General features: G+C 67.9%; 27 protein-coding genes. 13 read left to right on the top strand and 14 right to left on the bottom strand.

Features of this window, described 5'->3' with window-relative positions; translation table 11 throughout:
- Positions 1–25: 25 nt before the first annotated feature.
- Positions 26–520, bottom strand: a complete 495-nt coding sequence (locus ACI8U3_RS10215) for a DUF6249 domain-containing protein (RefSeq protein WP_415014763.1) — start codon at positions 518–520, stop codon at positions 26–28.
- Between the two features lie 63 nt (positions 521–583).
- Here ACI8U3_RS10215 and ACI8U3_RS10210 point away from each other — a divergent pair, with 63 nt between their 5' ends.
- Positions 584–1,396, top strand: a complete 813-nt coding sequence (locus tag ACI8U3_RS10210; protein ID WP_415014762.1) for an endonuclease/exonuclease/phosphatase family protein — start codon at positions 584–586, stop codon at positions 1,394–1,396.
- Here the strand turns inward: ACI8U3_RS10210 and ACI8U3_RS10205 are convergent.
- The 3 genes from ACI8U3_RS10205 to ACI8U3_RS10195 are packed head-to-tail and all read right to left on the bottom strand — an operon-like array spanning position 1,393 to position 2,674.
- Positions 1,393–1,698, bottom strand: coding sequence for a hypothetical protein (locus ACI8U3_RS10205; protein WP_415014761.1), 306 nt, complete (start codon positions 1,696–1,698; stop codon positions 1,393–1,395). The genes ACI8U3_RS10210 and ACI8U3_RS10205 overlap by 4 nt on opposite strands.
- Positions 1,691–2,221: an RNA polymerase sigma factor gene (locus tag ACI8U3_RS10200; protein WP_415014760.1), complete on the bottom strand. Its 531-nt coding sequence runs from the start codon at positions 2,219–2,221 to the stop codon at positions 1,691–1,693. The genes ACI8U3_RS10205 and ACI8U3_RS10200 overlap by 8 nt, the downstream gene beginning before the upstream one ends.
- A 27-nt stretch (positions 2,222–2,248) precedes the next feature.
- On the bottom strand, positions 2,249–2,674 hold the full coding sequence (locus ACI8U3_RS10195) for a hypothetical protein (protein ID WP_415014759.1): 426 nt from the start codon (positions 2,672–2,674) through the stop codon (positions 2,249–2,251).
- Positions 2,675–2,781: 107 nt separating this feature from the next.
- Between ACI8U3_RS10195 and ACI8U3_RS10190 the strand changes: the two genes are divergently transcribed.
- The gene (locus ACI8U3_RS10190) at positions 2,782–2,979 is read left to right on the top strand and encodes a hypothetical protein (RefSeq protein WP_415014758.1); all 198 of its coding nucleotides are present in this window, start codon (positions 2,782–2,784) and stop codon (positions 2,977–2,979) included.
- A gap of 110 nt (positions 2,980–3,089) precedes the next feature.
- Positions 3,090–5,345: a glycoside hydrolase family 3 N-terminal domain-containing protein gene (locus tag ACI8U3_RS10185; protein WP_415014757.1), complete on the top strand. Its 2,256-nt coding sequence runs from the start codon at positions 3,090–3,092 to the stop codon at positions 5,343–5,345.
- On the opposite strand, the gene ACI8U3_RS10180 is transcribed toward ACI8U3_RS10185, so the two are convergent.
- Positions 5,342–5,689, bottom strand: coding sequence for an ArsC family reductase (locus ACI8U3_RS10180; protein ID WP_415014756.1), 348 nt, complete (start codon positions 5,687–5,689; stop codon positions 5,342–5,344). The genes ACI8U3_RS10185 and ACI8U3_RS10180 overlap by 4 nt on opposite strands.
- Positions 5,690–5,876: 187 nt before the next feature.
- On the opposite strand from ACI8U3_RS10180, the gene ACI8U3_RS10175 reads away from it, so the two are divergent.
- Positions 5,877–7,082: an acetyl-CoA C-acyltransferase gene (locus ACI8U3_RS10175; RefSeq protein ID WP_415014755.1), complete on the top strand. Its 1,206-nt coding sequence runs from the start codon at positions 5,877–5,879 to the stop codon at positions 7,080–7,082.
- Positions 7,083–7,103: 21 nt separating this feature from the next.
- Here ACI8U3_RS10175 and ACI8U3_RS10170 read toward each other — a convergent pair whose 3' ends face one another.
- The 7 genes from ACI8U3_RS10170 to ACI8U3_RS10140 form a co-directional block, all read right to left on the bottom strand.
- Positions 7,104–8,333, bottom strand: a complete 1,230-nt coding sequence (locus ACI8U3_RS10170) for a serine hydrolase domain-containing protein (protein WP_415014754.1) — start codon at positions 8,331–8,333, stop codon at positions 7,104–7,106.
- Between the two features lie 25 nt (positions 8,334–8,358).
- Complete coding sequence (locus tag ACI8U3_RS10165; protein WP_415014753.1) at positions 8,359–9,237, bottom strand: SDR family NAD(P)-dependent oxidoreductase; 879 nt, start codon at positions 9,235–9,237, stop codon at positions 8,359–8,361.
- Between the two features lie 41 nt (positions 9,238–9,278).
- Complete coding sequence (locus ACI8U3_RS10160) at positions 9,279–9,908, bottom strand: TetR/AcrR family transcriptional regulator (protein WP_415014839.1); 630 nt, start codon at positions 9,906–9,908, stop codon at positions 9,279–9,281.
- Between the two features lie 118 nt (positions 9,909–10,026).
- Positions 10,027–11,595 carry an AMP-binding protein gene (locus ACI8U3_RS10155; RefSeq protein ID WP_415014752.1) on the bottom strand — a complete coding sequence of 523 codons (1,569 nt, stop codon included), beginning with the start codon at positions 11,593–11,595 and terminating at the stop codon, positions 10,027–10,029.
- Positions 11,592–13,232, bottom strand: a complete 1,641-nt coding sequence (locus tag ACI8U3_RS10150) for a carboxylesterase/lipase family protein (protein WP_415014751.1) — start codon at positions 13,230–13,232, stop codon at positions 11,592–11,594. The genes ACI8U3_RS10155 and ACI8U3_RS10150 overlap by 4 nt, the downstream gene beginning before the upstream one ends.
- Positions 13,229–14,572: a spinster family MFS transporter gene (locus tag ACI8U3_RS10145; RefSeq protein ID WP_415014750.1), complete on the bottom strand. Its 1,344-nt coding sequence runs from the start codon at positions 14,570–14,572 to the stop codon at positions 13,229–13,231. Before ACI8U3_RS10145 ends, ACI8U3_RS10150 begins: the two co-directional genes overlap by 4 nt.
- Positions 14,572–16,839, bottom strand: a complete 2,268-nt coding sequence (locus ACI8U3_RS10140) for a TonB-dependent receptor (RefSeq protein ID WP_415014749.1) — start codon at positions 16,837–16,839, stop codon at positions 14,572–14,574. The genes ACI8U3_RS10145 and ACI8U3_RS10140 overlap by 1 nt, the downstream gene beginning before the upstream one ends.
- 176 nt (positions 16,840–17,015) lie before the next feature.
- Here ACI8U3_RS10140 and ACI8U3_RS10135 point away from each other — a divergent pair, with 176 nt between their 5' ends.
- Genes ACI8U3_RS10135 through ACI8U3_RS10120 form a run of 4 tightly spaced genes read left to right on the top strand, consistent with a single transcriptional unit; the run spans position 17,016 to position 18,411 of the window.
- Positions 17,016–17,492: a DUF421 domain-containing protein gene (locus ACI8U3_RS10135; RefSeq protein ID WP_415014748.1), complete on the top strand. Its 477-nt coding sequence runs from the start codon at positions 17,016–17,018 to the stop codon at positions 17,490–17,492.
- Positions 17,492–17,977 carry a DUF421 domain-containing protein gene (locus ACI8U3_RS10130; protein ID WP_415014747.1) on the top strand — a complete coding sequence of 162 codons (486 nt, stop codon included), beginning with the start codon at positions 17,492–17,494 and terminating at the stop codon, positions 17,975–17,977. Before ACI8U3_RS10135 ends, ACI8U3_RS10130 begins: the two co-directional genes overlap by 1 nt.
- On the top strand, positions 17,974–18,258 hold the full coding sequence (locus tag ACI8U3_RS10125) for a hypothetical protein (RefSeq protein ID WP_415014746.1): 285 nt from the start codon (positions 17,974–17,976) through the stop codon (positions 18,256–18,258). Before ACI8U3_RS10130 ends, ACI8U3_RS10125 begins: the two co-directional genes overlap by 4 nt.
- A gap of 15 nt (positions 18,259–18,273) precedes the next feature.
- The gene (locus tag ACI8U3_RS10120) at positions 18,274–18,411 is read left to right on the top strand and encodes a substrate-binding domain-containing protein (RefSeq protein WP_415014838.1); all 138 of its coding nucleotides are present in this window, start codon (positions 18,274–18,276) and stop codon (positions 18,409–18,411) included.
- 33 nt (positions 18,412–18,444) lie between these two features.
- On the opposite strand, the gene ACI8U3_RS10115 is transcribed toward ACI8U3_RS10120, so the two are convergent.
- The gene (locus tag ACI8U3_RS10115; protein WP_415014745.1) at positions 18,445–18,870 is read right to left on the bottom strand and encodes a metalloregulator ArsR/SmtB family transcription factor; all 426 of its coding nucleotides are present in this window, start codon (positions 18,868–18,870) and stop codon (positions 18,445–18,447) included.
- Positions 18,867–19,526, bottom strand: a complete 660-nt coding sequence (locus ACI8U3_RS10110) for a peroxiredoxin (RefSeq protein WP_415014744.1) — start codon at positions 19,524–19,526, stop codon at positions 18,867–18,869. Before ACI8U3_RS10110 ends, ACI8U3_RS10115 begins: the two co-directional genes overlap by 4 nt.
- A 104-nt stretch (positions 19,527–19,630) precedes the next feature.
- Between ACI8U3_RS10110 and ACI8U3_RS10105 the strand changes: the two genes are divergently transcribed.
- Genes ACI8U3_RS10105 through ACI8U3_RS10085 form a run of 5 tightly spaced genes read left to right on the top strand, consistent with a single transcriptional unit; the run spans position 19,631 to position 23,177 of the window.
- Positions 19,631–20,572, top strand: a complete 942-nt coding sequence (locus ACI8U3_RS10105) for an MBL fold metallo-hydrolase (protein WP_415014743.1) — start codon at positions 19,631–19,633, stop codon at positions 20,570–20,572.
- Between the two features lie 12 nt (positions 20,573–20,584).
- Positions 20,585–21,034, top strand: a complete 450-nt coding sequence (locus tag ACI8U3_RS10100) for a YeeE/YedE family protein (RefSeq protein WP_415014742.1) — start codon at positions 20,585–20,587, stop codon at positions 21,032–21,034.
- On the top strand, positions 21,031–21,450 hold the full coding sequence (locus ACI8U3_RS10095; RefSeq protein WP_415014741.1) for a DUF6691 family protein: 420 nt from the start codon (positions 21,031–21,033) through the stop codon (positions 21,448–21,450). Before ACI8U3_RS10100 ends, ACI8U3_RS10095 begins: the two co-directional genes overlap by 4 nt.
- Positions 21,451–21,480: 30 nt before the next feature.
- Complete coding sequence (locus ACI8U3_RS10090) at positions 21,481–21,903, top strand: TIGR01244 family sulfur transferase (protein ID WP_415014740.1); 423 nt, start codon at positions 21,481–21,483, stop codon at positions 21,901–21,903.
- Positions 21,900–23,177, top strand: a complete 1,278-nt coding sequence (locus ACI8U3_RS10085; RefSeq protein ID WP_415014739.1) for an FAD/NAD(P)-binding oxidoreductase — start codon at positions 21,900–21,902, stop codon at positions 23,175–23,177. The genes ACI8U3_RS10090 and ACI8U3_RS10085 overlap by 4 nt, the downstream gene beginning before the upstream one ends.

Genomic DNA, 23,177 nt, shown 5'->3' with positions numbered 1-23,177 from the left:
CGTTCCCCTGTCTTCAGACGCCGGTTCAGTCCTTGTTCTTGTTGAAGAAGCTCAGGACGATGAACGCCAGCCCGATGAAGCCCGGGATAGAGGCGATGCCGCTCATGACGTAGAAGATTTCATTGTCGCCATCGACGAAGCCCAGCGACCAGCCCATCACGGTCAGTCCCAGAGCGACGGCCAGCCAAATGACCCCGATTCGCATATCGCGCGCCGCCGAGGGGACCGGCTTGCGCGTGTCCTGGCTCATGGCTTCGACCATCTCGGCCGGAAGCGGCTGTCCCCTCTCGAGGGCTGTGCGGATGGTTTGCTGGATTTCGCGGCGATCGCGGTTCTTGGAGACGAACACGATGGCGACGATGGCGACGACCATGATGAACGGCGCGAGGGGGATAAGCAGTTCCATATTGAGACCTCCAACGGGGCGGCGTCGTGCCGCGCCCTTCTGACCATATGAGGCGGCTGTCGGCGCGAACGGATGCGCGAACCGACGTGAAATATTCGTAAGGCGCCACCACAACTTCTATCATGAGTTACGCAGTCACCCCCACGCGTTCCTCCCGAGTGAGTGAAGGAGTCCGTCATGCCCAACCGTCGCCGCCTGCTGGGTCTCGCCGCCGCCATGGCCCTCGCGGCCTGCGCCACCACCCCGGCGCAACGCTCGACCGAGCTGACCGTGGTCACCTTCAACATCTGGCACGATATGGGCGACTGGCCTGCGCGTCGGCCGCTGGTGATCGAGGCCCTGCGCGCCACGAACGCCGACGTCATCGCCCTGCAGGAAGTGTTGCAGGACGAAGGCCTGCCGAATCAGGCGGAAGACATCGCCCGGGCGCTGGGCGGCTATTCCGTCCATTTCGTCTCGGTTGATCCGCCGGAACAGGCGCGCCGCTACGGCAACGCCATCCTGACCCGCCTGCCCGTGCTGGAGACGGGCGACCTGCGGCTCCGTCCGCTGGAGGATTCCCGCACCCTCGCCACGGCGCGCATCTCCGTGGGCGGCCGTCCGGTCGTGATCGCCGCCACTCACCTGCATCACACGCCGGAAGGCGGGGCCATGCGGGCCAGCCAGATCAGCGATGCGCTGGGCGCTGTCGACACGGGCACGGATGCGCCGGTGATCCTGCTGGGTGACTTCAACGCCGCGGCCGACGCGGCCGAGTTTTCGCCCGTGCGGCAAGCGTTCGTCGACGCTCTGGGAACCGCCAACCCGCCCGCCGCTGCGCGCTCCACCCTGGTCACCGACCACGGCCACCGCTCGGAACGGATCGACCATATCTTCGTGGAAACGGATCGATTCGACATCTTGTCGGCGGGCCTGGCCGCAGATCGCGCCGTGTCCGGAATCTGGCCATCAGACCATGTGGCGGTCGTAACGCGCCTGCGTCTTCGCTAACGGGCCAGCCGCCGAGCCGCCATCAGGCTGGTGAGCACCAGGATCGCCGTACCGCCGAGAATGGCGGCGGGAAGAACAAGGCTGTCCGCCAGGGCCGGCATCCCCGGCCCCAGCACGGGCTGGAGCGCCCAGGCCAGCAGCCCGGCCACCATGGCCCACGGCGCCGCCGCGCCCACCCGCGCCCAGGCCCGCCGACGCGCCACCCGCTGCATGACCTCGGCGCAGAACACGAGATCGCGCGCAGGCGGCGTCTGCTGCGCCAAGAGGGCGGCCAGTTTCTGGTCAGGGGTCAACTCAGCCATTCGAACCTCCGAGCGCCTGAAGCAGCTTCGCGCGCCCACGCCCAACATGAGACTTCACCGTGCCCAGGGGCAAGCCCAGGGCCATCGACGCCTCGCCGTGGGACCAGCCCTCAGCGAGACACAGCGCCACGCAGGCCCGTTCGTCAGGGGCCAGGGCGGCCATGGCGGCCTCCATGGCCATGCGGTCCTCGGTCGAGACACCGGGCGGCGGCGCGCTCGCCTCCATCCACGCCGTATCGCGCTCTGCGGCCCGCCGGCGGCCCCGCATCCCGTCCCGCGCCTTGCGCCACGCGATCCCGCACAGCCAGGGACGAACCCCGGCCGCATCGTTCAGTGATCGCAACGACGTCCACGCGGTCAGAAACACTTCCTGCGCCACATCATCCGCCTCGGCCCAATCGCCGCCCAGGACGCGGCGAAGGAACCCACGCACCACCCCCTGATGCTTCGCGACGAGGCGCGCGAAGGCGGCGTCCGACCCCGCGCGGGCCGCCGCCACCAATTCGGTGTCGCTGTCGAACACCCGCTCGCCCCCGCGCCGCAGCGACCGTCAGGAGCCGCGTCGCCGCGTGGTCAGGGCTGAAATCAGAGCCCAGACCGCGACCGCCGCCATGGTCAGGGCGACCACTGTGAACGGGAAACGAACCCCCATGTCGGCGCCGAACACCTGCGGCATGTAGGCCGCCACGCCAAAGCCCGCTCCGATCACCGCGAACAGGCCGAACAGGGACCAGTAATTCGTCGGGCTGTCCGAACCAGAGGAAGCGTTGCCCCAAAACTCCGCTTCGGAATCAATGGGTTTGTCCAGCACCTTCATGAGTTCCGGCGGAACCTCCTTGCCGCTGTCCGCATAGCGGCGGACGATGTCCAGCGTCTCGCGCTGGCGGCGATAGTTCAGCCAGCTGGTCCAGCCGGAACCGATGAACCAGGCCAGCGGAAACAGCAGCCACCAGTAGCTGCGGAACAGGTCTTCCATGTCTTATCCCTCCGATGCGCGCGGCGATCATCGCCTGCTTTCCCCCCGTAGTCGCCGCCGATATGCTGGATGGATGCAAACGCAGCAGATTTTTCCGAAGGGCGTCCATGGACCGCGCTGAACGCCGCCGCCTGATGTATCGCGGCTTCGGTCTGTTCGCCGTCATCCTTGGCCTGTCGGGCGCCACGAATGCGGCGGTCATGCTGATCGCGGGCGCACCGCTGGCCGACGAGGCGCGGCTTCTGGTCCCCGCCCTGATCCTGCTGGGTCTGGGCGGATGGCTGTGGTGGAAATCCCGGGCCTGATCCCGGCAATGCTTTGTGATATGCCCCGCCTTTCGGTCCGGGAGCCGGGGCGCTAGGGCTGCGCGCCTTCCCCGATACGATCGGATCCTGGTGAGATGAGTGAGACCGCCGTGACAAGACGCACCCTGATGGCCGCCGGAGCGATGGGCCTTGCTCTGGTGGCGGCGCCCCGCGCCCTCGCGCGCCGCGCCGACAGCCACCGGGCGCGCATCGACGATCTGATCGCCCGCATGACGATTCAGGAGAAGGCGGGCCAGCTCACCCTGTTCAACGACCCGTTCCGCTGGCGTCCCGGCAATGTGAACCCGGGCGACTTCGACACCGATCAGGAAAAGACCGCCCAGCAGATCCGCGACGGCCATGTGGGCGCCCTGTTCAACGGCGTCGGCGCCGAACAGGCCCGCTACGCGCAGCGTCTGGCGCTGGAGGAAAGCCGTCTGGGCATTCCCATGCTGTTCGCCGCCGACATCATCCACGGCCTGCGCACCACCTTCCCCGTCCCGCTGGGCGAGGCGGCCAGCTGGGACCTGGACCTGGCCGAGCGCACCGCGCGGGCGGCGGCGGCCGAGGGCGGCGCCTCGGGCATCCACCAGACCTACGCCCCCATGGTCGATGTGGCGCGGGACCAGCGCTGGGGCCGCGTGGTCGAGGGCGCGGGCGAAGACGTGCTGCTGAACAATCTGTTCGCCGCGGCCCGCACGCGCGGCTTCCAAGGCGACGACCTGTCCGATCCGCTCAGCCTACTGGCCACCCCCAAGCATTTCGCCGCCTATGGCGCGGCTGAGGCGGGGCTGGACTACAACACCACCGACATGAGCGAGCAGACCCTGCGGGGCGTTCACCTGCCGCCGTTCCAGGCCGCCTTCGAGGCCGGCGCCCTGTGCACCATGAGCGCCTTCAACGACCTGAACGGCGTGCCCACCTCGGGCAATCACTGGCTGCTGACCGAAATCCTGCGCGACGAGTGGGGCTTCACCGGCTTCGTGGTGTCCGACTACACTTCGGAACGGGAGCTGATCGCCCACGGCTTCGCCGAGGACGACCGCGACGCCGCCCGCATCGCCCTGACCGCCGGCGTGGACATGTCCATGCAGAGCGGCATCTATCTGGCCCACATCCCCGATCTGGTCGACAGCGGCGACGTGTCCATGGAGGTCGTGGACCGCGCCGTGCGCCGGGTGCTCATGACCAAGGCGGCGCTGGGCCTGTTCGACGATCCCTATCGCGGGACCGACCCCGAGGTGGAGCGCCGCGTGGTGCGCTCGCAGGCCCACCGCGACCTGGCCCGCGAGGCCGGCCGCAAGTCGGTGGTGCTGCTGAAGAACGACAACAACCTCCTGCCCCTGCCGAAGTCGGGCAAGCGCATCGCCCTGATCGGCCCGTTCGTTGACGATCGCTCCAACGTCTTCGGGCCGTGGTCCATCTTCGCGGACCGCGAGATGGGCGTGACCTTCGAAGAAGGCTTCCGCGCCGCCCTGACCGACCCGTCCCTGCTGACCGTGGTCAAGGGCTCGGACGTGGAGACGCCGCTGGACGGCGGCATCGAAGCCGCTGTCGCTGCAGCCCAGGGCGCCGACGTGGTGGTGCTGGCCATCGGCGAGTCCCACAACATGTCCGCCGAGGCCCAGTCGCGGGTGAACATCGTCGTCCCCGCCCCCCAGCAGGCCCTGGCCGAAGCTGTCGCCGCTACCGGCAAGCCCGTGGTGGTCCTGCTCAAGACCGGCCGCGCGCTGGAGCTGTCCGGCGCGGTGAAGGACGCGGCGGCCATCATGGTCACCTGGTTCCTGGGCTCCGAGGAAGGCAACGCCGCCGCCGATGTGATCTTCGGCGACCACGCCCCCATCGGCCGCCTGCCCATCAGCTTCGCGCACCTGTCAGGCCAGCAGCCGTACTATTACAGCCGCAAGGCCACCGGGCGGCCCGAACTGCCCGACGAGTCCGAGTACAAGGCCCGTTTCCGCGAGACCTCCAACACCGCGCTCTATCCGTTCGGGCATGGGATCGGGTATGCGCCAGTGCGCTACGGCAACATCGTACTGGGGTCAGAGACCCTGTCGTGGGACGGCGAACTGACCGCCTCGGTCCGTGTCACCAATACCGGCGACCGTCCGGTGGACGAGGTGGTTCAGCTCTATGTGCGCGACCGCGTCGCCAGCCTGACCCAGCCCGAGCGCCTGCTGAAGGCCTTCCAGCGCGTCACCGTCGCACCGGGCGAAACGGTCGAGGCCGCCTTCACCCTGACGCGGCAGGACCTGCTGTTCGTCGGCCGCGACATGACGCCGACGGTGGAGCCGGGCTGGTTCGACCTCTGGCTGGCCCCGAACGCCCAGAGCGGACCGCACAGCCAATTCCGCCTCGTTCGCTAGACGAAGGCCGCCTCATAGATCTCGGGTTTGAAGCCCACGATCCGGCGGTCGCCCAGGTCCAGCACAGGGCGCTTGATCATGGACGGCTGAGCCAGCATCAGGGCGACGGCCCTGTGCTGATCCAGATCAGTCCGGTCCGCCTCCGGCAGCTTGCGGAAGGTGGTCCCGGCGCGGTTCAGCACAACCTGCCAGCCATGCTCGTCGCACCATCGTTCCAGCGACGCCCGGTCGATCCCGGCCTTCTTGTAGTCGTGAAAGCGGAACTCGACACCGCGCTCGTCCAGCCACGTCCGCGCCTTCTTGACCGTGTCGCAGTTGGGAATGCCATAGAGCGTGGGCGTCATCGAAATCTCCGTCAGGAAGCTCTTGTCGGGTTCGGAGAGTCATAGGTGATCGGGCAAACCGGGCGCCAGTCCGGAAAGGTCTGGAAAACGGACTCAGCCGCCATGCCGAAACGGGTTTTCCGTTGTCCCGGCAGCTCTCGCCGTGTTCAACTCCTGTTACACTCCCCGAACCAATCAGAGGTGTTTCATGTCCCGCGAAGCCGTCATCGTCTCCACCGCCCGCACGCCCATCGGCCGGGCCTATCGCGGCGCCTTCAACGACACCCAGCCGCAGCAGCTGGGCGCCCACGCGGTGCGCCATGCGGTCGAACGGGCGGGCGTCGATCCGGCCGAGATCGAGGACGTGATCATGGGCGCGGCCCTGCAGCAGGGATCCACCTCGCCCAACATCGCCCGCCAGGTGGCGCTGGCCGCCGGCCTCCCCGCCAGTGTCGCCGGCATGAGCCTGGACCGCCAGTGCGCCTCGGGCCTCATGGCCATCGCCACGGCGGCGAAGCAGGTCATGGTCGATGGCCAACAGGTGGCCGTCGGCGGCGGACTTGAGTCCATCTCGCTGGTCCAGAACCAGCACATGAACCTGTACCGCATGAAGGACGAGGCGCTGCTGAAGCTGTCGCCCCACATCTACATGTCCATGCTGGAGACCGCCGAGGTGGTGGCCGACCGCTACGGCATCAGCCGCGAGGCCCAGGACGAATACGCCCTGCAGTCGCAGCAGCGCACGGCGGCGGCCCAGGCGGCCGGTCATCTGGACGCCGAGGTGGTCCCCATGACCACCACCATGCAGGTGCAGGACAAAGCCACCGGACAGGTGTCCGCCAAGGAAGTCACTCTGTCGAAGGACGAGGGCAACCGCCCCGAAACCACGCTTGAAGGACTGTCTTCGCTCAAGCCCGTGTTCGGCGGCGGCGAGAAGATCGAACAGGGCCGCTTCATCACCGCGGGCAACGCCTCCCAGCTGTCGGACGGCGCGTCGGCCTCGGTGATCATGGAGGCGAAGGACGCGGAGAAGCGCGGCCTGACCCCGCTGGGCGCCTACCGCGGCATGGCCGTGGCCGGCTGCGAGCCGGACGAGATGGGCATCGGCCCCGTCTTCGCCGTACCGAAGCTGCTGAAGCAGCACGGCCTGACCGTGGACGACATCGGCATCTGGGAGCTGAACGAGGCCTTCGCCGTGCAGGTCCTGTACTGCCGTGACAAGCTGGGCATTCCCAATGACCGCCTGAACGTTTCCGGCGGCGCCATCTCCATCGGCCACCCCTACGGCATGTCCGGCGCCCGCATGACCGGTCATGTGCTGATCGAGGGCAAGCGTCGCGGCGCCAAATACGGCGTCGTGACCATGTGCGTGGGCGGCGGCATGGGAGCGGCTGGCCTGTTCGAAATCTACTAGGCTTCGGACGCGCTGGTCGGGTCAGGCCCCGGCCAGCGCCCGATAGATCAATAGCCTCAGGGCGTCGCGCGGGGGCGCGGCGCCGGCGGGCATGACCTGGGTCATCACCGTCACCGACAGACCGAGACCGGGCGTGGCCCAAAAGCCGGTTCCCGCCGCCCCGCCCCAAGAGTACTCGCCCGTCGACCCCGGACCCGAGGCGTCGTCCAGACGGGTCACCCCGCCCAGCGCCTGCCCCATCCGCCCCCCAAGCCGCCCGCCGTAGAACTGGGCCAGCCGCGGCTCGATGTGGTCTTGCGGCCCCCACGGGCTCATCATCAGGCGCGCCGAGTCCGTGCTCATGATCCGCGCCCCGTCCACGGCGCCGCCGTTCGCCAGCATGTCGGCGAAACGGCCGTAGTCGCCCAGGGTCGAGACCAGCGCCCCGCTGCCGGAATCCGCCAGTGGCCGCCGCAGGGGGGTCAGCTCGGCGCCGGGCCGGGCACGGTTCAATCCGCCCTCGCCCGCCGTATAGAGGCCCGCCAGCCGCACGGCCTTGTCCTCGGGCACGAAGAAGCCGGTGTCGACCATGCCTAGCGGGTCAAAGATGCGGCGCTTCAGGAAATCCCCCAGCCGCTCGCCGCTGATCCGCTCGATCACCAGTCCCGCGATGTCGAGCCCATAGCCGTACAGCCAGTCCGTCCCCGGCTGATGCTCCAGCGGCAGCTGGCCCAGTCGCCGCGCGAACCCGTCCAGCCCGCCGATCTCGGGGTCGTACATCCAGGCGGCGGCGGTCAGGCCGGACTGTCGATACAGCGGCGCCACGCGCGCATCGCCCCAACTGTTGGCCAGGCCGCAGGTGTGGGTCAGCAGATGCCCCACCGTCATGACGCGGGCCGGAACGCGCGCCTCGCTCTCGCCCAGAACCTGAAGGTCCGCGAACTCCGGCACGATGTCGGCCACCGGCCTGTCCAGCGTCAGTTCGCCGTCCTCGATCAGCAGCACCGCGCCCGCCGCCACCACCGGTTTGGTCATGGAGTAGATGCGATAGATCGAGTCCGGTCCGATGGTCTCGGACCCGGCGATGTGCGCCTCGGTCAGCACCCGCCCACGCTGCGCCACCCGCAGCGACGCAAACGGCAGGTCGCCATGCTCTACGAAGCGGCGCAACTGCGCCACGACCGGATCAAGCGCATCCGAAGCCCGAACGGGACCGGCCGCGAGCCCCGCCAGGGCGGCGCCCGAGATCATCAAGGTGCGACGGTCGATCATGGCGACCTCCTGTCCTTGGCCGGGGTCAGTTCCCGGACGCGGCCACGACGCTCTGAACCTCGCGCTCGGCCTGGGTGAAGCCGTAGTTCGGAATCAGGGCGTCGGCCTGATCCGACACCGCGTCCCACACAGCGATCAGGCGCTCGCCCGCGTCGTCGCCGCCGCCGATGTATTTGCCCTGGCTGAGGGTCACCGTGGCCGTGGCGAAGTGGCCGGCTCCCGCGCAGATCACCGTCCGCGTCGGCGCGCCATCCACCACCAGCGGCAGCAGCGCCGGGCTGACCAGCGCCGGGTCCAGCGCCTTCAGCGCCGCCTCGGGCAGGATGTCCGCCGTCATCTGGGTCGCGGCCGTCGGCGCCAGGCAGTTGACGCGGATGCCGTATTTCTCGCCCTCGATGGACAGCGTCTGCATGAAGCCCACCAGCGCCATCTTGGCGGCGCCGTAGTTCGCCTGGCCGAAATTGCCGTACAGACCCGACGACGAGGTGGTCATGACGATACGGCCGAACTGCTGCTGGCGCATCTGTTCCCACACCGCCTTGGTGCAGATAGCCGCGCCCATCAGGTGCACGTCCATCACCAGACGGAAATCGGCCATGTCCATCTTGGCGAAGCTCTTGTCGCGCAGGATGCCGGCGTTGTTGATCAGGATGTCGATGCGGCCCCAGGTCTCCACGGTCTGACTGACCATGGCGGCCACGGCGGCCTCGTCGGTGACCGAGGCGGCCACGGCCAGGGCCTCGCCGCCCGCAGCGCGGATCTCCTCCGCCACGGAATCCGCCGCATCCTGGGACAGGTCATTGACCACCACCTTCGCGCCCTTGCGCGCCAGATACAGCGCATGTTCGCGGCCCAGTCCCCCGCCCGAACCCGTCACGATCGCCACACGCCCTTGAAGCGCCATGCTCATATCTCCTGTCATCATTTTGATTTATCGGCGGGATCTTAGCCGGCCGCACCCTTGCCGGGCTTGCATATCGACATGAACCCTGCGGCCATGAAGCTGGCCATGCGGTCCTTCACCGCCTCGAAGTCGTCCGAGTTGCAACGCCCGCCGGACAGCCGGTCGATCCGGCCTGTGCGGGCCAGCGTCAGCATCAGAGCGCCGGTGACGAAGTGATAGCCCCAGAAGATGTCTTCCTCGGCGCAGTCCGGCAGTGCCTTCTTGAGAAGGTCGATCAGGCGCAAAACCACCGGATCGAAATGCAGGTCCATCAGTTCGGCCCCATAGGTGGTGTTGGACACCAGCGCCCCCAGGGCGCCGTAGTTCTTCCAGCTCTCGCCACCCTGGCTGTACAAATCCAGATCCGTATCCAGAAACGCCCGCAGGGCGCCCTCAACGGTCGGCTTGCCGCCGGTCGCCGCATCGTATTCTTCCAGCGCCTTCATGCGCAGGCCGCTGGTCACCCCCGCGCGCCGTCCGATGACGGCGTCGAACAGGGTCTTCTTGTCGGTGAAATAGTAGTTCAGCAGGGTGTGGTGGACGCCGACCTTCTGGGCCACGTCCTTCAGCGTCACCCCGTACAGACCGTGCACCGAGAACAGATACTCGGCCGCGTCGAGGATCTGCTCCATCTTGTCGGCGCGCTGCTGCTCCTTGACCGGGCGCTTGCGCGGCTTGTGCGCCGGGCGCGCGACCACCTCACGGGGCTTGGCCTCCGCGACCGCCGCAGGTTTGGTCTTCGTTTTCGGCTCAGCCACCATAGTCTGCTCGCAAACGCATCTTGTCGATCTTGCCCGTGGGGGCCAGCGGCATCTGGTCCAGTCGGATGACCGCGTCGGGAATCCACCACGGGGCGACCCTGTCACGCAACGGGGCAAGCAGGGCTTCGTCGCTTATGGTGTCCGATTCCCGGGTCTGGACCAGAAGAATGGGCCGTTCGCCCCATTTGGGGTCGGGGCGTGCGATCACGGCGGCCAGGGACACCTCGGGGTGCTCGCTGACCACGGCCTCGATCTCGGCCGGATTGATCCATTCGCCGCCGGACTTGATCAGATCCTTGGCCCGGCCGGTGATGATCAGATCGCCGTCGGGGCTGATCCGCGCCAGGTCGCCCGTGGCGAACCAGCCGTCCGGATCGGTGGCGCTATCCTCCTCCCCGAAATAGCGCTGGATCACCGCGGCGCCGCGCACCTTCAGATGACCTTCCACGCCCCGCTGTTCCGGAAGGGCCTTCCCGTCGGCGTCGGTCAGCAGCAGGTCGACGCCGATGGCGGTGCGGCCGGACTTGTGGGCCGCGCGATCCGGATCGGCCGGCCGCGCCACCGTGCCCGACGGCGACATCTCGGTCATGCCCCAGCTGGTCTGGACGACCACGCCCAGCCCCCGCTCGATGCGCTCCATCAACGCCGGCGCCAGCGGCGCCCCGCCGACCACGATCCGCTTCAGCGAGGGGGTCTGAGCCCCCGTCGCCTCCAGATGCTCCAGCAGCGCCAGCCAGACCGTGGCCACGCCCACCCCGACGGTCGCCTTCTCGGCGTTGATCAGGGCGGCCAGGCTCGCGCCATCCAGATAGCGGCCGGGCAGGATCAGCCGCGCACCCACCGCGGGCGCCGCGAACGGCAGGCCCCAGGCGTTGGCGTGGAACATGGGCACCGCCATCAGGATGCCGTCGTCGGCCGTGAACGCCATCACGTCCGCCTGCAGCACCCGCAGCGTATGCAGGAAGCTGGACCGGTGCGTATAGGTCACCCCCTTGGGCGCCCCCGTGGTGCCCGAGGTGAAGCACAGGCCGCTGGGCGCGGTCTCCTCGAACGCCCCCCAGACTACCTCACCCTCGGCCGTTTCGATCATCGGCTCCAGAAAGTCGGTCTGGTCGTCCGCCGCCCCGGCGTCGATCACCAGCACACGCTCCACCAGCGGCGCCCGCGCGGCGATGCGCCGGGCCAGCGGCGCCAGGTCCGCTCCCGCGATCAGGATGCGGGCCTGGGACTGGGTCGCCATGTCGGCCAGTTGCGCCTCGGTCAGGCGGGGGTTCAGCGTATGACACACCGCCCCCATGCCCATGACCGCGTACCAAGCTTCCACATGGGCCTGGGTGTTCCAGGCGAGTGTCGCCACGCGATCGCCCGGCTTCACGCCCAGCCCTCCGAGCACGCTGGAGAGTCTTCGGCTGCGCGCCCTCAGGGCCGCATAGCCGATACGCTCGCTTGAACCGTCGCCACGCGCCGTGACCACCTCGACGCCCGGATGCCATTTGGCGGCATGATCCAGGAACCGGTCGAGGGTCAACGGGAAGGACTGCATCTCCCCGTCGTTCATCGGCAATCCGCTGCTGGAGGAAGCGGCGGCGACGCGACGCCCACGTTCCAGTGCCAGGGCAGATCGCCCTGGGCGCGGCGGCGGCAGACAACCTCCTCCACCAGCTCGAACATGCCCGGCATCAGGTGCTCGCCGGGCGCCGGCGTCTGGTCGAAGGCCATATAGGCCCTCTCCTCGCCGTAAGCCCGCCACTGCGGCTGACCTTCGGCGGCAGGAACCCCGTCGCGCGCGAAGCTGACCCAATAACCCAGCATGGCGTCAGACAGCGCGGATTCCACGTCCGTTTCCGGAATCTCCGGCCAATGGGGCGGCGTCCGGTCTCCGCCGCCGAAGACATAAGGAATCTCGCTGGCGTGGAAGGCGTGCAGCCCGGCCTCGTCGGCGGCCGGATAGCTGTGATTGAAGAAGTACAGGAACGACGGCTGGCCCTGCGCCGTCTGGTTGCGCACCAGCCGCTCGGCGGTCCAGCCGTACATGGCGTCCCGAGTGGTCGCCAGCATGGCCTCGTCCAGATTCCCGGACGGGTAACGCGCCAGCATGTCGTCCGCCAGGTCGCCATAGGCCACCCGGATGGCTGCCTCATAGGCCTCCGCGCTCGCGGGTTCGGGGGGCAACAGGAACCGCAGCGAGCGTATCTCGCCCTCGTTGAACCCGGCCAGGATCGGCACGGACGCCGCCTCGCCCCGCTCGAAGGCCTCCACCGGCTGGGCAGGCAGCACATGGCCGTCCACATTGCCCAGCGGCAGGAAGCCGGACATGGCCGCGCCGATGGTCAGGGCTTGCGGGTCCATGGCCCGCAGCCGGGCGAGCCCCCTCACCTCAAGCTGGCGGCTAAGGGCGACGCCCGCGTCCTCCGCCGACGGCGTCCCGTGCACCGTCTCGCTGAGTGCGGGCGTGGAGATCATGTAGGCGCTCTGGGCCACCGCCTTGTGGAACAGCCCGTGCGCGGACGGCGCGGCCATCAGATACATGACCGACAGGGCGCCGGCGGACTCGCCCGCGATGGTGACATTGTCCGGGTCGCCCCCGAAGGCGGCGATGTTGCGATTGACCCAGCGCAGGGCCTCGATCTGGTCCAGCAGGCCGTAGTTGCCCGACACCCCGTCCGGCGACTCTTCACTCAGGTCCGGATGCGCCAGATAGCCCAGCACGCCCAGACGATAGTTGATGGTCACCACCACGACGCCCTCGGCGGCCATGCGCGCGCCGTCGTACATGGTCTCGCTGCCCGAACCTCCGGTCAGTGAGCCGCCGTGGATCCACACGAACACCGGCGCATTTTCCGCGTTCTGCGGCGTCCAGACGTTCAGCGACAGGCAGTCTTCGCTCATCGCCGGGGTCTCGGCGGGCGCATAGATGCTGCCCGGCCGCGACGGCGGCTGGTGACAGGCGGGGCCGAACGCGGTGGCGTCACGCACGCCGTCCCAGCCCGCCGCCGCTACCGGCGCGCGCCAACGCATCCGGCCCGTCGGCGCCTCGGCATAGGGAATGCCCCGGAAGGCGGCGACGCCGTCCAGCGCCTCCCCCCTCACGGACCCGGCGGGCGCCTCGACCACCGGCGCGTCACTGGCCGACGCGGGCGCCGCCGTCAACAGGGCCGCCAGCCCTGCCATCATGCTCAGGGTGGACCGGATCATGCCGCGACCTCCTTGGATTGGGATTGCTGCCTCAGCGCCCGGGCCAGCCACAGGAACAGGCCGATGGCCAGAAGGTAGAACGGCGTCAGGGTGTAGAACGCCAGTTGCAGCGAATTCTCCGGATTGGTGCGGGCGAAGAAGTCGCTGGCGAAGCCGAGATAGGTGGGGCCGAAGCCCAAGCCCACCATGTTCATCACCAGCAGCAGCAGGGCGCCGGCCAGAACGCGCTGATCGGGGCGCACCTCCTCCTGGACGAGGGTCACCGCCGGAGACAGGTAGAAGTAGTTCAGCCCCATCGGCAGCAGCAGGAAGATCAGCGCCAGCTGCCAGCTCGGGGCCCAGATGAAGCCAATGAACAGCGGCGCCGCCAGGGCCAGACCGATGGCCGGAACATAGCCGTAGGCCGACTTCCAGCGCCGGGCGAACAGATCGACGAGACGGCCCGAGACCAGCATGCCCGCACTGGCGCCGAACAGCACCACAAGGGCGTACCAGACGGCCACGTCCTCCAGCGTCATGCCCTTTTCGCGCATCAGGAACAGCACCGCGAACCCGAGCAGGGCGTAGGTGATGAACTGGGTCGCGGCGCAGGCCAGGGCGCAGCGCAGCAGCACCGGATCGGTGAAGAACATCTTGCAGGTGGCCCAGAAACCCGGGCTGGCCTGCGCCGCGGCCGGTTCAGCCTGAGGGACCGCCGGCTCGGCGGGAGCAATGTCCAGACCACCCTTCTTCGGCTCGCGCACGAAGAACCAGATGATCACGGCGGTGAGCACGCCGATGACGCCGACCCAGATGAAGGCGAAGCGCCAGGAATAGGTCGAGGCGATGGAGGCGCCGAAGGCGACGCCCAGGGCCATGCCGATGGGCGGGCCCATGTTGAACAGGCTGAGCGCCGTGCCGCGCGAGCCCGGCGGGAAATAGTCGGAGATGATCGCATAGGACGGCGGCACCCCGCCGGCCTCGCCGACGCCGACGGCCATGCGCGCCAACGCCAGCTGCGGATAACTGGTCGCCATGCCGCAGGCGGCCGTCGCCGCGCTCCACAAACCACAGGCGATAGCTAGAACCTTGGTCCGGTTTGTCCGGTCCGCCAGCCAGCCCACCGGGATCGCAAGGAAGCAGTAGAACAGGGCGAAATAGAAACCGGTCAGCAGCCCCAGCTGACCGTCGGTGACGCCCAGATCGTCCTGGATCGGCTTGGCCAGGATCCCCAGCAATTGCCGGTCCAGGAAGTTGAGCACATAGACGAAACACAGGATCGCCAGCACGACCCAGGCCCGCAGCCCCGGGCGCGCGGCTGGCGCGCCCGGGGCGAGGGAGGAAGAGGACGCGTCAGCCATCAGAACGTGTACCCCAGACGGACGCCCACCGTACGGGGCCGGTTCACGCCGTACTTGCCGTCAACGAAGGCTTCCGGGTGGACGTAGTTGATGGACCGATCGTCGAACAGGTTCTCCACATAGGCCGCGACCGTGACCTGATCGAAGGCGACAGCGAAGGCGCCGTTCACCACCGTGTACTCCTCGGTCCAGTCATAGGTTGGGCTGATCACGCCGGGCTGGCCCGGGGTGTTCGGGAACGAGCCCGGGAAATCGCCCACATGGATCACCGACATGGACGCGTTGGCCTCGGCGGTCTGGAAGATGTCGAAGTTGTAGTTGACCGTCATGGAGCCGCTGAACTGCGGCCCAGCCAGACGAGCGCCCAGAACAGCGCCGGAGATGGCGGCCTCTTCCGCCGACAGATCATCCACCTCGGCCTCGTTGAGCGCGCCGTTCAGGGCCACCGTCCAGCCGTCGGCCGGAATGGCCCGGACCTCGAACTCAATGCCCCGGCTGTAGGCGCCGCCGATGTTGGTGGCGAACTGAATCTGGTCGGAGGTGCGGTTGGCCTGCACCTGGATGTCGTTCCAGTCGATGTAATAGAGCGCCAGATTGGCGGCCAGGCGACCGTCCATCCATGTGCCCTTCAGACCGACCTCATAGCTGATCAGTTCGTCGGAATCGGCGCCCAGAGGAATAACCAGATCGGTCGGATCCAGCACGCTGACAGAGCCACCCTGAGCGTTGACGATCGGACCGCGGAAGCCGGTCGCCACCGTGGCGTAGGTCGTCAGCGACGGCGTCGGCCGCCAGGACACGCTGGCGCGATAGGACGGACCTGTTTCTTCCGCCTTGACGCCTTCGGCGGCGGCGATCGGGGTGATCGTCAAAGGACCGGGAATACCGAACAGAGCATTCGTCAGATAGTTGCTGTTGTAGCCGCCGGCCTCGGTGAAACCCTGGATATCCGTGCTGCCGTAACGCAGCCCGCCGGTGACCCACAGATCATCGTTGAAGCGGTAGGTCAGCTGACCGAACAGCGCCTGCTCGTGCGAAATGGAGTAGCTGTTGAACCGTTGATAGTACTCGTCCGGCAGGCCGGTGATCCCGCGCGCCGCCAGGAATTCCGGGCTGGAACGGTAGTTGAACGCCACATCCCGGCGGCGTTCAAAATAGAAGCCGCCCAGCACCCAGTCGAACCGCCCTCCGGGGTCTGAAACCAACCGCATTTCCTGCACGAAGGTTTCGTCCGAGGCGTCGGCGTCCAGGGCGAAGGCGATGGCCTGGGCGAAGGTTCCGGCCAGGTCCACGTAGAACAGGGCGTCATACTCCGACCACGTCGACGAGCTGGTCAGGTTCGCGCCGTCGAACTGATAATCGACCGTCAGATTGTAGTTGGTCATCTCGCCCGAGAACCGGTCCGGACGGTCCGACCGGCGCGTGTCCTCGCCCAGCGTCGGATTGACCAGCGAGGAGTCCTGCGGATCGCTTTCCTCGTGAGAGTAACGCAGTTGCACCGCCAGACGGTCGGTCGGCTCCCACAGCAGGGTGGCGCGGCCGCCCCAGCTTTCCAGGGCGTTCGAGTTCTCGATCCCCGTGCCGATATTGTCGATGTAGCCTTCCTCGTCGCGCAGGAAGCCGACGACGCGCAGGGCCAGCTTGTCCTCGACCAGCGGCACATTGACCATGCCGTTGTAACGCTGACGCAGGGAGTCATCCCCCGTTACGCCGATGTCGCCAAGAAACGACGCCTCGAAAGCGTTGGGGTCAGGCGCATGGGTCAGGATGCGCAGGGCGCCGGCCAGCGAGCCGGAGCCGAACAGCGTCCCCTGCGGCCCGCGCAGGAACTCGATCCGCTCCACGTCATACAGGCTGGGATCCAGGATGGTGGAGTTGCCGTTCGACGAGATCGGCAGCTCATCGATGTAGATCGCCACCGTGCTCTGAAGGTTGGCGTTGTAACCGTTTGTGGCGATGCCCCGTGCGGTGAAATTGTTGAAATTGGCGCTGGCCCGGTTGAGCACCACGCCCGGCGTCTCGGTGGCCAGGCCTTCGTAGCCGACGATGCCCTTTTCGGTCAGCTCCTCCTGCGACAGGGTCGTGATGCTCAGGGGCACGTCCTGAATACGCTCGGAGCGACGGGTAGCGGTTACGATCACCTCCCCGACGGATGTGACCTCCTGCTCCTGCTCTTCATTCTGGTTCGGCGCGGTCTGGGCCAGCACCGGCGTCCACGCCCCCGCGACTGCGACGGCGCAAGCCGACGCGAGAAGTATCGCCCTCATCTGTTTTCCTCCCTCGGCGCCGCTCGTGATTGTCGGCGCTCTCGGAAAGGGAGTGGGACACGGTTCCGCTTCACTGTCAACATTCACTCTCGCGCGTGTGAATGTTGCATTGCGGTCTTCACCAGAACTTTGGAAACCCAACCTGCGCCGTGATCGTTCGCATCCCAGGAGGAGCAATGCCCGACGCAATTTTCAACGGCTGGGAGGGCGTGCTGCGCATTCTGCTGATCGCGCCGGCCGCCTATGTCGCGCTGGTCCTGATTCTGCGGATGTCCGGCAAGCGCACCCTGGCGAAACTGAACGCGTTCGACTTCGTCGTCACCATCGCCATCGGCTCGACTCTCGCCTCGGTCATCACCAGCAGCACGCTCTCGCTGGTGGACGGAATCGTCGCCCTGGCGCTGCTGGTGGGCATGCAGTTCCTGGTCACCAGCGCCTCGGTGCGCTGGCCCTGGTTCAATCGCGCCGTCAAGGCAGAGGCCACCCTTCTGGTCCGCAAGGGCGAGCTGCTGCCCCGGACCATGCGACGCCAGCGCATCACCAGCGACGAGATCGAGGCCGCTATCCGCCAGTCTGGCGGCCGCGGCGTCGAGGATGCGGACGCGGTCTTCCTCGAGACTGACGGCTCTCTCGCCGTGACGCGGGCATCCTGATGGAGACGCTTCACGCCTTCATCGGGACCGAGGGGCAGGACATCGGCTGGTTGCAGATGTCGCTGCGGGCGGTGCTGATTTTCGTTCTGGGCGTGCTGATCGTCCGCTTCGCCGCCACCCGGGCCTTCGGCAAGTGGAGCCCCCTGGACATCATCCTGGCCGTCATCGTCGGCTCGAACCTCAGCCGCGCCCTGACCGGCAGCGCGCCGTTCCTGCCCACCGTGATCGCCACCATCCTTCTTGTCGTTCTGCACGGTCTGCTGGCCATGGCGGCGGCGCGATGGTCCTGGCTCAGCACCATCACCAAGGGCGCGTCGATCCCGCTGGTGCGCGACGGAAAAATGGACGAGCCGGCCATGCGCCGCGCGGGCATCGGTCAGGGTGACCTGCGCATGGCCCTGAGGGCGGCCGGCCACAACGATCTCGAGCGCGTCCGTTCCGCCTCGCTGGAGCGTAACGGCGATATCAGCGTCATCGACGAATGATCGCCGACGACGATCTCGCCGAGGACCGTCAGGCCTACCTCGTGCACATCGACCACGAAGCCGACATCACCTTCCCGGCGCAACAGGTCTGTGATCTGACAGACGGCCTCTATCTGGTGGTCAGCGCCCTGAGCCGATCGCGCCTCTATCACCGCATCAAGCGCCAGCTGCCGCCGGGTACCGCATTTCTGGTCGCGCCTCTGGCGGGCGCCCCGAAATTCAAGGGCATGTCCCGTGGCGCGCTTGCCTTCACCCGAAGCATATGGCCGCCGAACCCCTAGCGAGCGCCCTATCGCATCTACCGCGACGCCGGCGCCGTGGTGACCGAGACCGGCCGACAGGACGCCGACGCCCAGCCGTTCCTCGACTTTCTGCAGTCCGACGAGGGGGCCGCCATCTTCGCGCGTTGGGGCTGGCGGGCCGGAGAGCACTAGCCCTTCCGCCTCATGGCTCGGCGCTGCGGCCGCCTAGCGCCCGAGGCCGCCGGCGCTAGGCGTTACGCGCGCGAACTGCGCTGTGTCGCCACGCGCAGGGGCCGGAGACCGTGGTTGCGAAGCTGCGCGCGCACCGACCGCCTTCGCATCGCCGCAGAAGATTTCGTAGAGCATGCCCATGACCGCCTGTGCCCGCTCGTCGGCGATCGAATAGAAGATCGAGCGCGACTGACGGCGGGTCTTGACCAGGCCGTACTGGCGCAGTTCAGCCAGTTGCTGGGACAGAGCCGGCTGCTTGATGCCCAGGTCCGCCTCGAGCTGACCGACCGAACGCTCCTCTTCGGCGATGTGGCACAAAATCAGCAGCCGGTTTGCGTTGGCCAGCTGGCGCAGCAGCTCGGCGGCCTCGGGCGCCTTTGTCTTCAACCGCTCCATGGCGGCGGCCTGGTCGTCGGTCATTTGCGACGCTCGCGATAGTACCAGGGCGCATCGCCGTCGCCCTCGGCGATGGCGTCGTCCAGGGTGGTGGCGGCAGGCTCCAGCAGGGCGTCCCCGGGCGCCCAGCCCGCCGGCGTGGAGGCCGCCTCACGGTCAGAGGTCTGCAGGGCGGTGACGAGACGCAGCAGCTCCTCGACCGAGCGGCCGATGTTCATCGGGTACCAGCTGATGGCGCGCACGACGCCTTCGGGGTCGATGACGAAGGTGGCGCGCACCGTGGCGCTGTCGCTCGAGCCGGCGTCGACCATGCCGAAGGCGTGGCCGATGGCCATGGAGGGATCCTCGATGATCGGGAACGACACCTTCACGCCGAAGCGGCGATAGATGTCCTTCAGCCACGCCAGGTGGGAATACAGACTGTCCACCGACAGGGCCATCAGATCACAGTCGATCGCCGCGAAGGCGTCGGCCTGGCGGGCCAGAGCCACGAACTCGCTGGTGCAGACCGGCGTGAAGTCCGCCGGGTGCGAGAACAGCACCAGCCAACGACCGCGATAGTCGCTGAGGCGCCTTTCGCCCTGGGTTGTGCGCGCGGTGAAGTCCGGGGCCGGGTCGTTGATGCGCAGGGGGCGCATCACGGCGGGGTAGAGGGTCGGCGCGGTGTCGGTGGTTTCCATGGTCGCAAGCTAGGCGCTTCCCTCCGTTTTCGCCACATTAAAATACATACTTGCACAAACTATGAATAAGTATATCTATGGACTCACCCAAAGGGAGACACCCCATGTCCTCGAACACCCTGGATCCCGCCCGCGACCACGCCGCCGACATCGTGCGCGCCGCGCTGGCCGACCCCCGCCAACGCCCTGTGGTCAAATCGTTCTTCGACGAAGCCACCTTCACCGTCAGTCACGTCGTGCGGGATCCCGGCTCTGAAATCTGCGCCATCATCGACAGTGTGCTGGACTATGATCCGGCGTCCGGCCGCACCTCGCACGCCTCGGCTGACGCCCTCATTGATTACGTGAAATCCGAAGGTCTCACGGTCCAGTGGCTGCTCGAGACCCACGCCCACGCCGATCACCTGTCGGCAGCGCCGTACCTTCAGGAACAGCTCGGGGGCCAGCTGGCCATCGGTCACGAAATCCTCACGGTGCAGGAGGTCTTCGGCAAGATCTTCAACGAGGGAACCGAGTTCCGCCGCGACGGCAGCCAGTTCGACCAGCTGTTCAACGACGGCGACCGGTTCGAGATCGGCGGGCTGAAGGCCACGGTGCTGCACGTGCCGGGCCACACCCCGGCCTGTCTGGCCTACGTCATCGGAGACGCCGTCTTTCCGGGCGACACCATGTTCATGCCTGATTACGGCACGGCGCGCTGCGACTTTCCCGGCGGCGACGCCCGAACCCTGTATCGGTCGATCCATCGCCTGACCTCCCTGCCGGACGAGGCGCGGGTGTTCCTGTGCCACGACTACAAGGCGCCTCCGGGCCGTACCGAGTTCGCCTGGGAAACCACCATCGGGGCCCAGCGCACCGGCAACATCCACATCCGCGACGGCGTCAGCGAGGACGAGTTCGTGGCCATGCGCACCCAGCGCGACGCCACCCTGCCCATGCCCAAGCTGATCCTGCCGTCGGTGCAGGTGAACATGAACGGCGGTCGCCCGCCCGAGCCCGAGGACAATGGGGTGCGTTACCTCAAGGTCCCGCTGAACACGCTGTAAGGCAAGGATCCCATGTTTGAGCCCCCGCCCCTTGAAACCCTTCCCTTCGTCTGGCCGCTGGCCGGCGGCCTGCTGGTCGGCCTGTCCGCCGGTCTCTATCTGTTGCTAAACGGGCGCGTGGCCGGGATCTCCGGCCTGACCGCCGCCGCGACCGGCTTGTCGAAGGGCGCGCCGCGCACCCTCGGCCTGGGCTTTCTCGCCGGTCTGCTGGGCGGTGCGGCGCTGGCCTCGGCGCTGATCCGCAGGCCCGAGGTGCAGATAACCTCGGAGGTCTGGCTTCTGGTGCTCGGGGGCCTGATCGTCGGCTTCGGCACGCGCTGGGGCTCGGGCTGCACGAGCGGCCACGGCGTCTGCGGCCTGGCGCGCCTGTCGCCCCGCTCCATCGTCGCCACCGGCGTCTTCATGGCGGTCGCGGCCCTGACCGTCTTCGTCACCCGCCATCTGTTGGGAGGCCTGGCATGAACCGGCTGATCGTCGCCGTCCTGTGCGGCCTGCTGTTCGGCGCCGGGATGGTGGTGTCCGACATGATCAACCCGGCCCGCGTCCTGGCCTTCCTGGATGTGACAGGGGCCTGGGACCCCTCCCTGGCCTTCGTCATGGGCGGGGCGCTGATCCCGTCCGCCGTCGCTTACCTGATCCGCCGGCGCATGGATGCGCCGGTCGCGACCGAGACCTTTCATGTGCCCGAGAGCCGAACCATCGACATGCCTCTGGTCGGCGGCGCCGCCCTGTTCGGCCTGGGCTGGGGTCTGGTCGGCCTGTGCCCCGGCCCGGCGCTGGCGGCCCTGACCACCGGCGAATGGCAAGCCTTCGTGTTCGTCGGCGCCCTCGTTGCCGGCATGGCCCTGTTCCGCCTGACCCTCGACCGAAAAGCCTGAACCAGAAGAAGCCCATAGGGAGACAACGCCATGGATATCCGTCCGCTGGACGAGGCCCTTTCCGCCTCGCCCCAGATCGCCCCTGAGGATATGCCCGCCATCGCGGCCCAGGGCTTCAGGTCGGTGATCTCCAACCGACCCGACGGCGAGGAGCCCGGCCAGCCCAGCGCCGAGACCCTGCGCCAGGCCGCCGAGGCCGCCGGCCTCGCCTTCGCTCATGTGCCCGTGGTCGGCGGCGCCATCTCTGATCAGGACCTGGCGGACTTCAACAGGGCTCTGGCCGACCTGCCAAAGCCCGTGTTCGGTTTCTGCCGCACCGGCACGCGCACGGCCACACTCTGGGCGCTGGCGAACGCCGCCACCGAAAGCCCCGATCATCTGATCGCCCGCGCCAGAAGCGCCGGCTACGACCTCGGCGCCCTGCGTCCCCGTCTTCAAGGAGCCGCGTCATGAGCGCCCAATACGCCCCCCTGGGCTCCTGCGACGTCCTGATCGTCGGCGGCGGATCCGCCGGGATCGCCACAGCCGCCAGCCTCCTGCGACGTCGTCCGGGCCTCGACGTTCGCATCGTCGAGCCGTCCGAGCACCACTATTATCAACCCGGCTGGACCATGGTCGGCGCCGGCGTCTTCACGCCCGAGCGGACCCAGCGCCGCACCGAGGACCTGATCCCCCGGGGCGCCCAGTGGGTGCGGGGTGCTGTCGCGGCTTTCGACCCCGCGCAGGACCGCGTTGAACTGACCGACGGCCGCTGGATCGGCTATCGGATGCTGGTGGCGGCGCCGGGGCTGAAGCTGGACTGGGGGGCCATCCCCGGCCTGGCGGAAACCCTGGGGCGCAACAACGTCACCTCCAACTACGGATACGAGACCGCGCCCTACACCTGGAAGCTGGTCCAGGCGATGCGTAGCGGCCGGGCGATCTTCACTCAGCCCCCCATGCCCATCAAATGCGCCGGCGCGCCGCAGAAGGCCATGTACCTGTCGGCCGACCACTGGCGCGATCACGGCCGCAACGACATCGAGATCGAGTTCCACAACGCCGGCCCGGTGCTGTTCGGGGTCAAGGACTATGTCCCGGCGCTGATGGAGTATGTCCGAAAATATGACATCGACCTGAATTTCGGGTCGAAGCTCGTCGCCGTGGACGGCCCGGCGCAGGTCGCGACCTTCGCCGTGACGGGCGCGGACGGCGAGGTTCGCCAGACGCGGCGCGAGTTCGACTTCCTGCACGTCTGCCCGCCGCAGACCGCGCCGGACTTCATCCGCGAAAGCCCGCTGGCCGCCGAGAGCGGCTGGATCGAGGTGGACGACGCCACCTTGCGCCACAAGCGGTTCGAGAACGTCTTCGGCCTCGGCGACGCCTGCTCGGCGCCCAACGCCAAGACCGCTGCGGCCGCCCGCAAACAGGCGCCCGTCGTGGCCGAGAACGTGCTTTCACTGCTGGATGGCCAGCCGATGCGTGCGGTTTATGACGGCTACGGCTCGTGTCCGCTCACGGTCGAGCGCGGCAAGATCGTGCTGGCCGAGTTCGGCTACGGCGGAAAGCTGCTGCCCAGCTTCCCCAAATGGCTGCTGGACGGGACCAGGCCGACACGCCTGGCCTGGCTGCTCAAGTCCGAGGCGCTGCCGGAGATCTACTGGTCAGCCATGCTGAAGGGGCGGGAATGGATGGCGGCGCCCCAACACGCCGATACCGCCAGCCGACCGCAGCCGGTCAGCGCCTGA

It is taken from the genome of Brevundimonas sp. (assembly GCF_047617075.1).
Taxonomy (GTDB): domain Bacteria; phylum Pseudomonadota; class Alphaproteobacteria; order Caulobacterales; family Caulobacteraceae; genus Brevundimonas.
This window is presented reverse-complemented; position numbering and strand designations above follow the sequence as displayed.

Coding starts and splice junctions, on each gene's coding strand:
- ACI8U3_RS10210 (WP_415014762.1), top strand. CDS start 584: ATGCCCAACCGTCGCCGCCTGCTGGGTCTCGCCGCCGCCATGGCCCTC.
- ACI8U3_RS10205 (WP_415014761.1), bottom strand. CDS start 1,698: ATGGCTGAGTTGACCCCTGACCAGAAACTGGCCGCCCTCTTGGCGCAG.
- ACI8U3_RS10195 (WP_415014759.1), bottom strand. CDS start 2,674: ATGGAAGACCTGTTCCGCAGCTACTGGTGGCTGCTGTTTCCGCTGGCC.
- ACI8U3_RS10190 (WP_415014758.1), top strand. CDS start 2,782: ATGGACCGCGCTGAACGCCGCCGCCTGATGTATCGCGGCTTCGGTCTG.
- ACI8U3_RS10180 (WP_415014756.1), bottom strand. CDS start 5,689: ATGACGCCCACGCTCTATGGCATTCCCAACTGCGACACGGTCAAGAAG.
- ACI8U3_RS10175 (WP_415014755.1), top strand. CDS start 5,877: ATGTCCCGCGAAGCCGTCATCGTCTCCACCGCCCGCACGCCCATCGGC.
- ACI8U3_RS10170 (WP_415014754.1), bottom strand. CDS start 8,333: ATGATCGACCGTCGCACCTTGATGATCTCGGGCGCCGCCCTGGCGGGG.
- ACI8U3_RS10165 (WP_415014753.1), bottom strand. CDS start 9,237: ATGGCGCTTCAAGGGCGTGTGGCGATCGTGACGGGTTCGGGCGGGGGA.
- ACI8U3_RS10160 (WP_415014839.1), bottom strand. CDS start 9,908: ATGGAGCAGATCCTCGACGCGGCCGAGTATCTGTTCTCGGTGCACGGT.
- ACI8U3_RS10155 (WP_415014752.1), bottom strand. CDS start 11,595: ATGAACGACGGGGAGATGCAGTCCTTCCCGTTGACCCTCGACCGGTTC.
- ACI8U3_RS10150 (WP_415014751.1), bottom strand. CDS start 13,232: ATGATCCGGTCCACCCTGAGCATGATGGCAGGGCTGGCGGCCCTGTTG.
- ACI8U3_RS10145 (WP_415014750.1), bottom strand. CDS start 14,572: ATGGCTGACGCGTCCTCTTCCTCCCTCGCCCCGGGCGCGCCAGCCGCG.
- ACI8U3_RS10140 (WP_415014749.1), bottom strand. CDS start 16,839: ATGAGGGCGATACTTCTCGCGTCGGCTTGCGCCGTCGCAGTCGCGGGG.
- ACI8U3_RS10135 (WP_415014748.1), top strand. CDS start 17,016: ATGCCCGACGCAATTTTCAACGGCTGGGAGGGCGTGCTGCGCATTCTG.
- ACI8U3_RS10130 (WP_415014747.1), top strand. CDS start 17,492: ATGGAGACGCTTCACGCCTTCATCGGGACCGAGGGGCAGGACATCGGC.
- ACI8U3_RS10125 (WP_415014746.1), top strand. CDS start 17,974: ATGATCGCCGACGACGATCTCGCCGAGGACCGTCAGGCCTACCTCGTG.
- ACI8U3_RS10115 (WP_415014745.1), bottom strand. CDS start 18,870: ATGACCGACGACCAGGCCGCCGCCATGGAGCGGTTGAAGACAAAGGCG.
- ACI8U3_RS10110 (WP_415014744.1), bottom strand. CDS start 19,526: ATGGAAACCACCGACACCGCGCCGACCCTCTACCCCGCCGTGATGCGC.
- ACI8U3_RS10105 (WP_415014743.1), top strand. CDS start 19,631: ATGTCCTCGAACACCCTGGATCCCGCCCGCGACCACGCCGCCGACATC.
- ACI8U3_RS10100 (WP_415014742.1), top strand. CDS start 20,585: ATGTTTGAGCCCCCGCCCCTTGAAACCCTTCCCTTCGTCTGGCCGCTG.
- ACI8U3_RS10095 (WP_415014741.1), top strand. CDS start 21,031: ATGAACCGGCTGATCGTCGCCGTCCTGTGCGGCCTGCTGTTCGGCGCC.
- ACI8U3_RS10090 (WP_415014740.1), top strand. CDS start 21,481: ATGGATATCCGTCCGCTGGACGAGGCCCTTTCCGCCTCGCCCCAGATC.
- ACI8U3_RS10085 (WP_415014739.1), top strand. CDS start 21,900: ATGAGCGCCCAATACGCCCCCCTGGGCTCCTGCGACGTCCTGATCGTC.